This window comes from Streptomyces herbicida (assembly GCF_032656585.1).
GTDB classification, from domain to species: Bacteria; Actinomycetota; Actinomycetes; order Streptomycetales; family Streptomycetaceae; genus Streptomyces; species Streptomyces herbicida.
The window spans coordinates 105,170-117,796 of sequence record NZ_JAUYWJ010000002.1 but is presented as its reverse complement, the minus strand read 5'-3'; the positions used below and the strand labels follow the sequence as shown (position 1 = coordinate 117,796).

8 protein-coding genes are annotated in these 12,627 nt (G+C 71.1%); 5 read left to right on the top strand and 3 right to left on the bottom strand.

All coding sequences use genetic code 11. The annotated features are described in order from the left end of the window. Nucleotides 1-468 carry a DUF485 domain-containing protein gene (locus Q8A52_RS04200; protein ID WP_316748946.1) on the bottom strand — a complete coding sequence of 156 codons (468 nt, stop codon included), beginning with the start codon at nucleotides 466-468 and terminating at the stop codon, nucleotides 1-3. Nucleotides 469-666: 198 nt separating this feature from the next. Then, entirely contained in the window at nucleotides 667-2,160 is a 1,494-nt protein-coding gene (locus Q8A52_RS04195) for an MFS transporter (RefSeq protein ID WP_316748944.1), read from the bottom strand. A 413-nt stretch (nucleotides 2,161-2,573) separates the two neighbouring features. Between Q8A52_RS04195 and Q8A52_RS04190 the strand changes: the two genes are divergently transcribed. The 3 genes from Q8A52_RS04190 to mfd all read left to right on the top strand — a co-directional run bounded on the left by Q8A52_RS04190 (nucleotide 2,574) and on the right by mfd (nucleotide 9,862). Then, nucleotides 2,574-3,362: an ABC transporter ATP-binding protein gene (locus tag Q8A52_RS04190; RefSeq protein WP_316748942.1), complete on the top strand. Its 789-nt coding sequence runs from the start codon at nucleotides 2,574-2,576 to the stop codon at nucleotides 3,360-3,362. Beyond that, nucleotides 3,359-5,926, top strand: coding sequence for an ABC transporter permease (locus tag Q8A52_RS04185; RefSeq protein ID WP_316748940.1), 2,568 nt, complete (start codon nucleotides 3,359-3,361; stop codon nucleotides 5,924-5,926). Before Q8A52_RS04190 ends, Q8A52_RS04185 begins: the two co-directional genes overlap by 4 nt. Before the next feature lie 378 nt (nucleotides 5,927-6,304). Next, nucleotides 6,305-9,862 carry a transcription-repair coupling factor gene (gene mfd, locus Q8A52_RS04180; RefSeq protein ID WP_316748938.1) on the top strand — a complete coding sequence of 1,186 codons (3,558 nt, stop codon included), beginning with the start codon at nucleotides 6,305-6,307 and terminating at the stop codon, nucleotides 9,860-9,862. A gap of 15 nt (nucleotides 9,863-9,877) precedes the next feature. Here the strand turns inward: mfd and Q8A52_RS04175 are convergent, their stop codons facing one another. Next, on the bottom strand, nucleotides 9,878-10,588 hold the full coding sequence (locus tag Q8A52_RS04175; RefSeq protein ID WP_316748935.1) for a TetR/AcrR family transcriptional regulator: 711 nt from the start codon (nucleotides 10,586-10,588) through the stop codon (nucleotides 9,878-9,880). A gap of 116 nt (nucleotides 10,589-10,704) precedes the next feature. On the opposite strand from Q8A52_RS04175, the gene Q8A52_RS04170 reads away from it, so the two are divergent. Together Q8A52_RS04170 and Q8A52_RS04165 are read left to right on the top strand one after the other, a co-directional pair. Further along, nucleotides 10,705-11,619, top strand: a complete 915-nt coding sequence (locus Q8A52_RS04170) for an SCO6745 family protein (protein WP_316748933.1) — start codon at nucleotides 10,705-10,707, stop codon at nucleotides 11,617-11,619. Nucleotides 11,620-11,821: 202 nt separating this feature from the next. Then, the gene (locus Q8A52_RS04165) at nucleotides 11,822-12,535 is read left to right on the top strand and encodes an HNH endonuclease family protein (protein ID WP_316749947.1); all 714 of its coding nucleotides are present in this window, start codon (nucleotides 11,822-11,824) and stop codon (nucleotides 12,533-12,535) included. Nucleotides 12,536-12,627 lie beyond the last annotated feature (92 nt).

Below are 12,627 nucleotides of genomic sequence, written 5' to 3'. Positions count from 1 at the left end.
TCACGCCCCCCGCCTGGCGTCCAGCTCCGCCTGTTTGCGGATGCGGTCCGCGATCGGGTCGACATGGCGGCGTGCGGTGTGCTCGTAGAGCGCGATCGCCAGCCAGGTGACGGGCAGTTGGAGGAGCGCGAGGAGCAGTCCGGCGGGGATGCCGTCGGTGACCGTGCTGGTCATGACGTCCGGGGCGAACGCCGACAGGACGAGGAAGAGCGTGAAGTAGCCGAGGGCGGTGAGGGTGGCGGTGCGCCGCTGCCAGCGGTAGGCGGTGCGCAGGACGCGCAGGTCGCTGTGGTGGCCGAGGGGGGTGCGCCGGGGCCGGGGGAGGGGCCTGGGCGGTTCGGGGGGCAGTGGCTGCCAGGGGTAGGTGAGATGCGACGGGGCGGATGGGTACCGGGAGGGGGCGGACGGATACGGGGACGGGGCGGATGGATATGGGGAGGGGACGTATGGGTACGGGTCGTGGGACATCCCGTGCTCCTTGCTGGCTCGGGTCCGTGGCGGCGGACCGCAGGGAGATTGGGGGGTGCGAGCCACGCACGCTACTCGGAGGTATCCGGAGCGCGCGTGGTTTTCACCAAACTGGACGGTCGGTATGCGCTTACTACGCGCAAAGGCCCCTGACCTCGGGTGTTACCCGCGTTAACTCAGATTTTTTCTGTCTCTCCGTCAGTCCTTCAGTACGGGGAAGCGCCGCGGCGCCAGGAACAGCAGCACCAGAAACGCCAGTCCCGCCGCGCACGCGGCCCCCAGATACACCGCGTGCACCGCGTCGGCGATCGCGTGCCGCGTGGCCTGCGGCGCCGTACCGGCGTCGAGCCCCCGGGTCACCGAGTCCAGGTCGCCCGCGCCGCCCAGCCGCGCGGCCAGCACCCCGTTGGCGACCGCGCCGAACACGGCGGCCCCGACGGTCTGTCCGGTCTGCCGGCAAAAGAGCACCGACGCCGTGGTGGTACCGCGCTCCGCCCACCCCACGGTCGACTGGACCCCCACGATGAGCGGCAGCTGGAACAGCCCCAGCGCGCCGCCCAGCAGCAGCATCAGCAGGGTCGGCTGCCAGGCCGCTCCCGGGTACGGCAGGAACGGGAACGCGAACAGGATCAGCGCGGCCGTGCCGATGCCGAGCATCGCGGTGTCGCGGAAGCCGATCCGCCGGTACACGTGCTGGCTGAGCGCGGCCGACATCGGCCAGCTCAGCGTCCACACGGACAGCACGAATCCGGCGGCCACGGGGGCGAGCCCGAGCACCGACTGCGCATACGTGGGCAGGAACACCGACGGCGCCACCATCAGCAGGCCGAGCGCGCCCAGCGCCAGATTGACCGCCGCGATCGTACGGCGCCGCCACACCCACCCGGGAATGATCGGCTCCGCCGCCCGCCGCTCCACCCACACCACGACGCCGACCAGCGCGAGCCCCGTGGCGAACAGGGCGAGCGACGGCGCGGACAGCCACGCCCACGCCACCCCGCCCTGCACCAGCGCGGTGAGCAGCACCCCGCCGCACGCGAACACCGCCAGCGCGCCCGCCCAGTCGACGCGCGCCGACGCGGGACGCTCGCGCGCCGGCTCGTGCAGATGACGCACGACCAGCCAGAGCGCGGCCCCTCCTATGGGCAGGTTGACGAGGAAGATCCAGCGCCAGTCCGCGTACGCCGCCAGCACCCCGCCGATCCCCGGTCCCGCGACGGCCGACACCGCCCACACCGTGGACAGCTTGGACTGGATCTTCGGGCGCTCCTCCAGCGGGTACAGATCGGCGGCCAGGGTCTGCACCGTGCCCTGCAGCGCCCCGCCGCCCAGGCCCTGCACGATGCGGAACGCGATCAGCGCGCCCATGTTCCACGCGGCCGCGCACAGCAGCGAGCCGAGCAGGAACACGGCCGCGCCCGCCACCAGGACGGGCTTGCGGCCGAAGGTGTCGGAGAGCTTGCCGTAGACGGGCAGGGTGACCGTGACGGCGAGCAGATAGCCGGAGAACAGCCAGGAGAAGACGGAGAACCCGCCGAGGTCGCCGACGATCTGCGGTACGGCCGTGGAGACGACGGTGGAGTCGAGCGCGGCCAGTGCCATCGCGAGCATCAGGGCCGCGACGACCGCGCCCCGCCGGGCGGGTGCGGCGCGCTCGGCGCTGTCCCGAGCTGCCGGTCTCGTACTGCCCACCCGGATCCCTCCCCAACTGGTTTCCCTCTGCAGCTATCCGCCCCGCGACAGCTTCCCACTTGACCATGACGCAGCGGGAGGGTGGAGCCTGAGTGCGCCGGTGGGTGGACCTTCCCCGGAGCGGAACTCCACCTGGCGGTGGACTCCCCCTAGGGGGACCTCCGCACGAAGGCTCGGGGAGGGTTCGTACCCCTGGAGGAGGAACTGACCCCCGGGTCGTCCTTAACCTGGCTTTACGCCGCCGGGGGGCGGTTGTCCGAACCGGTGGGGGTGGGGTTTTCCCCCGGGGAAGACGGGGCTTCGCACCAGCGCGCGGCACCCCTGCCACCAGCGAGACTCATCGGCGTACCACTTCGAGGAACCGGTGCGGCACTGCGCGCCGCTCATCCGTCAACCGACATAGGAGACTTACCGTGACATCGGCTGTGACCATTCCCAGGCACGGGGGCACTGGAGGGCCTACGGCCGTTGCCGCGCGGGCGCGGCAGGTCGTCAAGGCATACGGGTCGGGGGAGACCCGTGTCGTCGCCCTCGACCATGTCGACGTGGACATCGCCCGCGGCCAGTTCACCGCGATCATGGGCCCCTCGGGGTCCGGCAAGTCCACCCTGATGCACTGCCTCGCCGGACTCGACACCGTGACGAGCGGCCAGATCCATCTGGACGAGACCGAGATCACCGGCCTGAAGGACAAGAAGCTCACGCAGCTGCGCCGCGACCGGATCGGGTTCATCTTCCAGGCGTTCAACCTGCTGCCGACGCTGAACGCGCTGGAGAACATCACGCTGCCCATGGACATAGCCGGCCGCAAGCCGGACAAGGCCTGGCTGGACCGGGTCGTGGAGACCGTGGGCCTGGCCGGACGGCTGGGGCACCGGCCGACCCAGCTCTCCGGCGGCCAGCAGCAGCGCGTCGCCGTGGCCCGTGCCCTGGCCGCCCGTCCGGAGATCATCTTCGGTGACGAGCCGACCGGAAACCTCGACTCGCGCGCGGGCGCCGAGGTGCTGGGCTTCCTGCGCCGCTCCGTCGACGAGCTGGGCCAGACCATCGTGATGGTCACCCACGACCCGGTGGCCGCCTCCTACGCGGACCGGGTGCTCTACCTCGCCGACGGCCGGATCGTCGACGAGATGTACCAGCCGACGGCCGACCAGGTCCTCGACCGCATGAAGGACTTCGACGCCCGGGGCCGTACGTCATGACCGTCCTGAAGACCTCGATGCGCAACTTCTTCGCGCACAAGGGACGCATGGCGCTGTCGGCGATCGCGGTGCTGCTGTCGGTGGCGTTCGTGTGCGGCACGCTGGTGTTCACCGACACCATGAACACGACGTTCGACAAGCTGTTCTCGGTGACCGCCTCCGACGTCACGGTCTCGCCCAAGGGCGCGTCGAACGACGACACCCCGCAGAACGGCGTGCCGCTGTCGCTGCCCGCGTCCGCAGTGGAGAAGGTGAAGACGGCCGACGGCGTCAAGTCGGCCGAGGGCGCGGTCAGTTCCCTGAACGTCACCGTCGTCGACGGCGACAACGACAACATGGGCTCCAGCACCGGCGCGCCCACCATCGCCGGCAACTGGACCAGGAACGACCTGCGGTCGATGGAGATCACCTCCGGGCACGCACCGCGCGGGCCGACCGAGGTGATGGTCGACGCCGACACCGCCGACAAGCACCACCTCAAGATGGGCGACGAGCTGCGCACCATCGCGCAGACCGGTGACTTCACGGCGCGGATCGTCGGCATCGCCACCTTCAAGGTGACCAACCCCGGTGCCGCGGTCGTCTACTTCGACACCGCCACCGCCCAGCGCGAACTGCTCGGCGCCACCGGCCGGTTCACCCAGATCAACGTCACCGCCGCGGCCGGCGTCTCCGACGCGCGGCTCAAGCGGAACGTCGCACAGACGGTCGGCACGGGGACGTACAAGTACCAGACCGCCAAGGAGAACGCCGACGAGAACCGCAAGGGCGTCGGCGAGTTCATGAACGTCATCAAGTACGCCATGCTCGGCTTCGCCGGCATCGCGTTCCTGGTGGGCATCTTCCTGATCATCAACACCTTCTCGATGCTGGTCGCCCAGCGCACCCGCGAGATCGGCCTGATGCGGGCGATCGGCTCCTCCCGCAAGCAGGTCAACCGGTCGGTGCTGGTCGAGGCGCTGCTGCTCGGCTTCGTCGGCTCGATCCTCGGCGTCGGCGCCGGTGTCGGCATCGCCGTCGGCCTGATGAAGATCATGGGCACGATGGGCATGGACCTGTCGACCCGGGACCTGACGATCAAGACGACCACCCCCGTGGTGGGCCTGATCCTCGGCGTGATCGTCACCGTCCTCGCCGCCTACCTGCCCGCCCGCCGAGCCGGCAAGGTCTCCCCGATGGCCGCGCTGCGCGACGCCGGTACGCCTGCCGACAGCAGGGCGGGATGGATCCGGGGCGTCATCGGCCTGCTCCTCACCGGCGCCGGCGTGGCCGCGCTGTTCGCCGCCGCCTCGGCGAAGAAGGCGAGCGACGGCTCGCTCGTCCTCGGCGCGGGCATCGTCCTGTCCCTGATCGGCTTCGTCGTCATCGGCCCGCTGCTGGCGGGCGGTGTGGTCCGGGTGATCAGCGCCGTGCTGCTGCGTGCCTTCGGCCCGGTCGGCCGTATGGCCGAGCGCAACGCCCTGCGCAACCCGCGCCGTACGGGGGCCACGGGCGCCGCCCTGATGATCGGCCTCGCGCTGGTCGCCTGCCTGTCGGTGGTCGGCTCCTCCATGGTCGCCTCCGCGACCAGCGAGCTGGACAAGTCGGTCGGCGCGGACTTCATCGTCACGGGCCGCCAGCGGATCGTCCCGCAGGCCCAGCAGGCGATGGAGCGGACGCCGGGCCTGGCCCATGTCACCAGCTACAAGGAGATCGGCGCCACGCTGACCTCGCCCGACGGCAAGACCGACGACAAGGGTGTGACGGCCGCGGACCCGTCGTACGCCGGCGACCTGCGCCGCACCACCACCGAGGGCACCCTGAAGAACGCCTACGGCAAGGACGCCATGGCGGTCGGCTCCGACTACGCCAAGAAGCACGGCGTGCACGTCGGCGACACCATCACGGTCGCCTTCAAGCACGGCCGCACGGCGAAGCTCAAGGTCGCCGCCGTCACGGACGACGACACCGCACTCGACAAGGGCTCGCGCTACATGAGCATCGCGACCATGGCGAAGTACGTCCCGAAGAGCCAGATCCCGCCGAACGTGATCATGTTCGCCAAGGCCAGGGAAGGCCAGGAGAAGCAGGCGTACGCGGCTCTGAAGACGTCACTGAAGAAGTGGCCGCAGTACCAGGTCAGGGATCAGACCGACTACAAGAAGGAACTGAAGGACCAGGTCGGCCAGCTCCTGAACATGGTCTACGGCCTGCTCGCCCTGGCGATCATCGTCGCCGTCCTCGGTGTGGTGAACACCCTGGCCCTGTCGGTGGTCGAGCGGACGAGGGAGATCGGCCTGATGAGGGCCATCGGCCTCTCCCGCCGCCAGCTGCGCCGCATGATCCGCCTGGAGTCGGTGGTCATCGCCCTCTTCGGCGCCCTCCTCGGCCTCGGCCTGGGCATGGGCTGGGGAGCGACCGCCCAGAAGCTCCTCGCCCTGGAGGGACTGAACGTCCTGGAGATCCCCTGGCCGACGATCATCGGAGTCTTCATCGGCTCGGCCTTCGTGGGCCTGTTCGCGGCACTGATCCCGGCGTTCAGGGCGGGGCGGATGAACGTGCTGAACGCGATCGCGACGGATTAGCCGCCCAGGCTGAGCCGACGCCACGACCACCGCATACGGGGGTTGCGGGGGAAAGCCCGGTGCCGGGGAGCCTTGGGGGGCTTCCCGGCACCGGGTATGTGTGGGCCGGGATTTCCGGGCCATGGTCGGTGATACCGGCCGGCCCGGCGCTCGAGGACGAGGCCGTCCGGGCCGAGGCGGACGAGGATGTCCGGGCCGAAGCGGGGGTCCGGGGGCGGCAGCCCCCAGCGAGCGGCCACACCGACCCCGGCGACCGTAAGACCGGCGTTGTCCACAGGCCCCGGCACCGGCGAGCGCAGCGTCGTACGCTGGAGACCCCCCGGCCGTCGGACGAGTCGGGTCATTCGTGTTGCCCACCCCCGGACGAAAGCCCCCTCCATGAGCCTGCACGGTCTGCTCGACGCCGTCGTCAAGGACGCCGCCCTCGCGGAAGCGATCAAGGCGGCCGAGGACGGCAACCGGATGCACATCGACCTGGTCGGCCCCCCGGCGGCCCGCCCCTTCGCCATCGCCGCCGTTGCCCGCGAGGCCGGCCGCCCGGTGCTGGCGGTGACGGCGACGGGACGCGAGGCCGAGGACCTGGCCGCCGCCCTGCGCTCACTGCTGCCCTCCGAGGGCGTCGTCGAGTACCCCTCCTGGGAGACGCTCCCGCACGAGCGGCTCAGCCCTCGCAGCGACACCGTCGGCCGCCGCCTCGCCGTACTGCGCCGCCTCGCCCACCCGAGGCCCGACGACCCCGAGACCGGACCGGTCTCCGTCGTCGTGGCACCCGTACGATCCGTGCTCCAGCCGCAGGTCAAGGGCCTGGGCGACCTGGAACCGGTGGCCCTGAGGACGGGGCAGACCGCCGACCTCAACGCCATCGTGGACGCCCTCGCGGCCGCCGCGTACTCCCGTGTCGAGCTGGTCGAGAAGCGCGGCGAATTCGCCGTACGCGGCGGCATCCTCGACGTGTTCCCGCCCACCGAGGAACACCCCCTGCGCATCGAGTTCTGGGGCGACGACGTCGAGGAGATCCGCTACTTCAAGGTCGCCGACCAGCGCTCCCTGGAGGTGGCCGAGCACGGCCTGTGGGCGCCGCCCTGCCGTGAGCTCCTGCTGACGGAAGACGTCCGTACGCGCGCGCGTGCCCTCGCCGAACAGCACCCCGAGCTGGGCGAACTCCTCGGCAAGATCGCCGAGGGCATCGCCGTCGAGGGCATGGAGTCCCTGGCCCCGGTCCTGGTCGACGACATGGAGCTGCTGCTCGACGTGCTGCCCAAGGGCGCGATGGCCGTCGTGTGCGACCCGGAGCGGGTACGCACGCGTGCCGCCGATCTGGTGGCGACGAGCCAGGAGTTCCTGCAGGCCTCCTGGGCGGCCACCGCCGGCGGCGGCGAGGCACCCATCGACGTCGGCGCGGCCTCCCTGCGGTCCATCGCCGACGTCCGCGACCGCGCGCGCGAGCTGGACATGATGTGGTGGTCGGTGTCGCCGTTCGCCGCCGACGAGGAGCTGACGGACACATATGCCGTTGACGCGGCGGGGGACACGCTCAAGCTCGGCATGCACGCGCCCGAGACCTACCGCGGCGACACCGCGCGCGCCCTCGCCGACACCAAGGGCTGGCTCGCCGACGGCTGGCGCACGGTCTTCGTGACCGAGGGCCACGGCCCCGCGGCCCGCACGGTCGAGGTCCTCGGCGGCGAGGGCATCGCCGCCCGCCTCGACGCGGACCTCGCCGAGCTCAGCCCCTCGGTCGTCCATGTCTCCTGCGGCTCGATCGACTACGGCTTCGTCGACCCGGCGCTCAGACTCGCCGTCCTGACGGAGACCGACCTGTCGGGCCAGAAGGCGGCCGGCCGGGACGGCGCCCGCATGCCCGCCCGCCGCCGCAAGACCATCGACCCGCTGACCCTGGAGCCCGGCGACTACATCGTCCACGAGCAGCACGGCGTCGGCCGCTACATCGAGATGGTGCAGCGCACCGTCCAGGGCGCCACCCGCGAGTACCTCGTCGTCGAATACGCCCCCGCCAAGCGCGGCCAGCCCGGCGACCGCCTCTACATCCCCACCGACCAACTGGAGCAGATCACCAAGTACGTCGGCGGCGAGGCACCCACCCTGCACCGCCTCGGCGGCGCGGACTGGACGAAGACCAAGGCCCGCGCGAAGAAGGCCGTCAAGGAGATCGCCGCCGACCTGATCAAGCTCTACAGCGCGCGGATGGCGGCCCCGGGACACGCCTTCGGCACGGACACCCCCTGGCAGCGGGAGCTGGAGGACGCCTTCCCGTACGCCGAGACCCCCGACCAGCTGACAACGATCGCCGAGGTCAAGGAGGACATGGAGAAGTCGGTCCCGATGGACCGCCTGATCTGCGGCGACGTCGGCTACGGCAAGACCGAGATCGCGGTGCGCGCCGCCTTCAAGGCCGTCCAGGACGGCAAGCAGGTCGCGGTCCTCGTCCCGACCACACTGCTGGTGCAGCAGCACTTCGGGACGTTCAGCGACCGGTACTCGCAGTTCCCGGTGAACGTGCGCGCGCTGTCCCGCTTCCAGACCGACACCGAGGCCAAGGCGGTCCTGGAGGGCCTGCAGGACGGCGCGGTCGACATCGTCATCGGCACCCACCGCCTGTTCTCCTCGGAGACCAAGTTCAAGGACCTCGGCCTCGTCATCGTCGACGAGGAGCAGCGCTTCGGCGTCGAGCACAAGGAGCAGCTGAAGAAGCTCCGCGCGAACGTCGACGTCCTGACCATGTCCGCGACCCCGATCCCCAGAACCCTGGAGATGGCGGTCACCGGCATCCGCGAGATGTCGACGATCACCACCCCGCCGGAGGAGCGCCACCCGGTGCTCACTTTCGTCGGGCCGTACGAGGAGAAGCAGATCGGCGCGGCCATCCGCCGCGAACTGCTGCGCGAGGGCCAGGTCTTCTACATCCACAACCGGGTCGAGTCGATCGACCGCGCGGCCGCCCGGCTGCGCGAGATCGTCCCCGAGGCGCGCATCGCCACCGCCCACGGCCAGATGTCGGAGTCCACGCTGGAACAGGTCGTCGTCGACTTCTGGGAGAAGAAGTACGACGTCCTTGTGTCGACCACGATCGTCGAGTCCGGCATCGACATCTCCAACGCCAACACCCTGATCGTCGAGCGCGGCGACACCTTCGGCCTCTCGCAGCTCCACCAGTTGCGCGGCCGCGTCGGCCGGGGCCGCGAGCGCGGCTACTCCTACTTCCTGTACCCGCCGGAGAAGCCCCTGACCGAGACCGCCCACGAGCGGCTCGCGACCATCGCCCAGCACACCGAGATGGGCGCGGGCATGTACGTGGCGATGAAGGACCTGGAGATCCGCGGAGCGGGCAACCTCCTGGGCGGCGAACAGTCCGGACACATCGCGGGCGTCGGCTTCGACCTGTACGTCCGTATGGTCGGCGAGGCGGTCGCGGACTACCGGCGGCAGCTGGAGTCCGGCGAGATCGAGGAGGAGCCGCCGCTCGAGGTCAAGATCGAGCTGCCCGTCGACGCGCACGTCCCGCACACCTACGCCCCCGGCGAGCGGCTCCGCCTCCAGGCGTACCGGGCCATCGCCTCGGCCAACACCGAGGAGGACATCAAGGCCGTACGGGAGGAACTCGTCGACCGCTACGGCAAGTTGCCCGAGCCGGTGGAGAACCTGCTCCTGGTGGCGGGCCTGCGCATGCTCGCGCGCGCGTGCGGCGTCGGCGAGATCGTGCTGCAGGGCACCAACATCCGGTTCGCGCCCGTGGATCTGCGGGAGTCGCAGGAGCTGCGGGTCAAGCGGCTGTACCCGGGCACCGTCATCAAGCCGGCGGTGCACCAAGTGCTGGTGCCGCGCCCGAAGACCGCGAAGGTCGGCGGGAAGCCGCTCGTCGGGCGGGAGTTGCTGGGCTGGGTCGGGGAGTTCCTGGCGTCGATCCTGGGTTCCTGACCGCGCCCCTTCCGGTCACCGTTCGAACGGGGCTGCGTTCGCTGCGTTCTCTGCGCTCTCTGCGTTCCCGGTGCTGAACAGCATGGCCGCGAGGGTGCGGAACACCTCCTCGGGGTCCCGGCCGCCGACGGGGTCGTCCAGGTTGTGGCTGAGGAGCAGCGTGGCGAAGCCGTGGGCGAGGGACCAAGCCGCGACTTCGGCGAGCCGTGCGTCGGCGCCGCGGCGCTCCGGGGCCACGGTGGCGACGGCCTCGCGCAGCGCGTCGCCTGCGAGGGCGCGGGCGGTGGCGAGTTCGAGGTCGCCGGCGCGCAGCAGTTCCGGAGCGAACATCACCTGGAAGTGCGCGGGGTGCTCACGGGCGAAGCGTACATAGCGCACACCCGCGTCGCGCAGGCCCGAGGCGTCCCGCAGCGCGGACGCCAGCAGCCCGAACCCCTCTGCCGCGATGACCGTGAGCAGCCCGGTGCGGTCCTTGAAGTGGTGGGCGGGCGCCGCGTGCGAGACACCGGCGCGGCGGGCGAGGTCGCGCAGGCTCAGCGCCGAGGGGCCGTCGGCGGCGATGACGTCGAGCGCGGCGGTCAGGATGGCGCGACGCAGGTCGCCGTGGTGGTACGGGCGTTGCGCGGAGCCGGAGCCGGAGCCGGAGCCCGAGCCGGTGCCGGCGGCGGGGCCGGAGCCAGCGGCGGCGCCGGGACTGGGGCTTGAGGCGGGCCTGGTGGGGGTCATGCACAGCAGCGTACGCCGAATCTAGGCATTGACAAGTTCCCCACGCTCGGGCAATCTTGTCAGTGTCAAGTTGTGAGTGATCGTCATCCACCCCGGACGCGGTGAGGAGTCACGTCATGTCTGAGCACGTCAGCAGGACCGTCGAGGGCGAGACCGTGCCGGACGGCGCCGTCGAGCCCGGCCGCGCGCGGCAGCTGTGGCACCTGCTCGAACCCCTGCACGCGATCCTGTACTACGCCCCGGAAGCCTTCGAGGAAGCCGCCGCACTCGGATTCGACACCGCGGAGCGCTGGCCGAGCTACTTCCCGTACCGCGCCGCGCCGTTGGGAGCGGTCGGCAGCGAACGCGTGACCTCCGCCTTCTACAGCTTCAACCCCCGCATGGTCGCCGAGCACATCGACTCGGCGTGGACGATCGCCGCTCCGGAAGCGGTCCTGAAGGCCAGGGAGCGGACGGTCGACCGGGCGTACCGCTCGATACTGGGCGACCGCGTCGACAGCCCCGAGCTGGCCGAGGCCGCGGCCCTCGCCCGGCGCGCGGCCGAGGCGGCGAACACCGCGGGCCGCCCGCTCGCCGCCGCCAACGCCGAACTGCCCTGGCCCGAGGCCCCCCATCTGCAGCTGTGGCACGCGGCGACGATCCTGCGCGAGCACCGCGGCGACGGCCATCTCGCGGCCCTCCTCGTCGCGGGCCTCGACCCGGTCGAGTCGCTCGTGTCCTTCGCCGCGATAGGCGCCGCGTCCGTGGAGCGCTTCGAGAGCCGCGGCTGGAGCCCCGAGCAGTGGGCGGCGGCACGCGAGCGACTGACCGCCCGGGGCCTGGTCCACGAGGACGGTGCGGCGACGGAGGCTGGCCGCGACCTGCGCCGCGTCGTGGAACAGCACACCGACCAACTGGCCACCGCTCCCTGGCAGTCCCTCGGCCTGCCCGCGGTGAACCGCCTGACCGAACTGCTCGGCGACTACTGGGTCGCGGTCCTCTCCTCCGGGCTGCTGCCCGCGGAGTCGACCCTGGGCATCGGCAAGGTCTGACCGCCCCCGCACGACGGCCGGACGGAACGGACGGCTGAGACGGACGGCTGAGATGGGCGGCGGATAAGACCGGCCGCACGCCGACGTGCACCCAGCACCCCTCGGGCCCCCGTCCACCCGCACCCCCCCGACGGCTACCGTGGGGTCAGGACCAGTCCGCCCGCTCGGAGGCGGTACAGGGGAGGCAAGGGGGGGCGCCGTGATGCGTCTGAGGAGCGGGGCAGTCACCGCTGTCGTCATGATGTTCGCCGTGGCCGGCTGTACGGCCCAGCAGACCGGGGGGTCTTCCGGACCCGGGCAATCGGGTGGCGGGGGCGCTGCCCTGACCGCCGCGGACTCGCTGACCGTCAAGGGACGTGCGCCGAAGACCGGTTACTCCCGCGCCAGGTTCGGCACAGCCTGGGCGGACACCGACTCCAACTCCTGCGACACCCGGGACGACATCCTCAAACGCGACCTGAAGGAGGTGAAGTTCACCGGCGGCACCTGCAAGGTCTCCTCCGGCCTGCTGGACCCCGACCCCTACTCCGGCAAGGACATCACCTACCGGCGCGGCCGCAGCCAGGTGGACATAGACCATGTCGTCGCCCTCTCGGACGCCTGGCAGAAGGGCGCCAAGTACTGGGCCCCCAGCAAGCGCATAGCCCTGGCCAACGACCCGCTCAACCTCCTGGCCGTCGACGCCGGCACCAACCGAGGCAAGGGCGACGGCGACACGGCCACCTGGCTTCCGCCCAACAACTCCTACCGCTGTGCGTATGTCGCCGCCCAGGTAGCGGTGAAGAAGAAGTACGACCTGTGGGTGACCGCTGCCGAAAAGGCGGCCATGAAGAAGGTCCTCACGACCTGCCCGAACCAGAAACTCCCCTCCGGCGGCAACCCGACGAAGGCACCGGAGCGGTTCCGGGCGCACTGAGGGGACTGGGGCTGGGGGAACCGGCCAATTGGGGGAGGGGAGGGGGAGGGCGGGGGGAGGGGCCCCGAGGAGGTAAAACCGTTTCCCGGCCG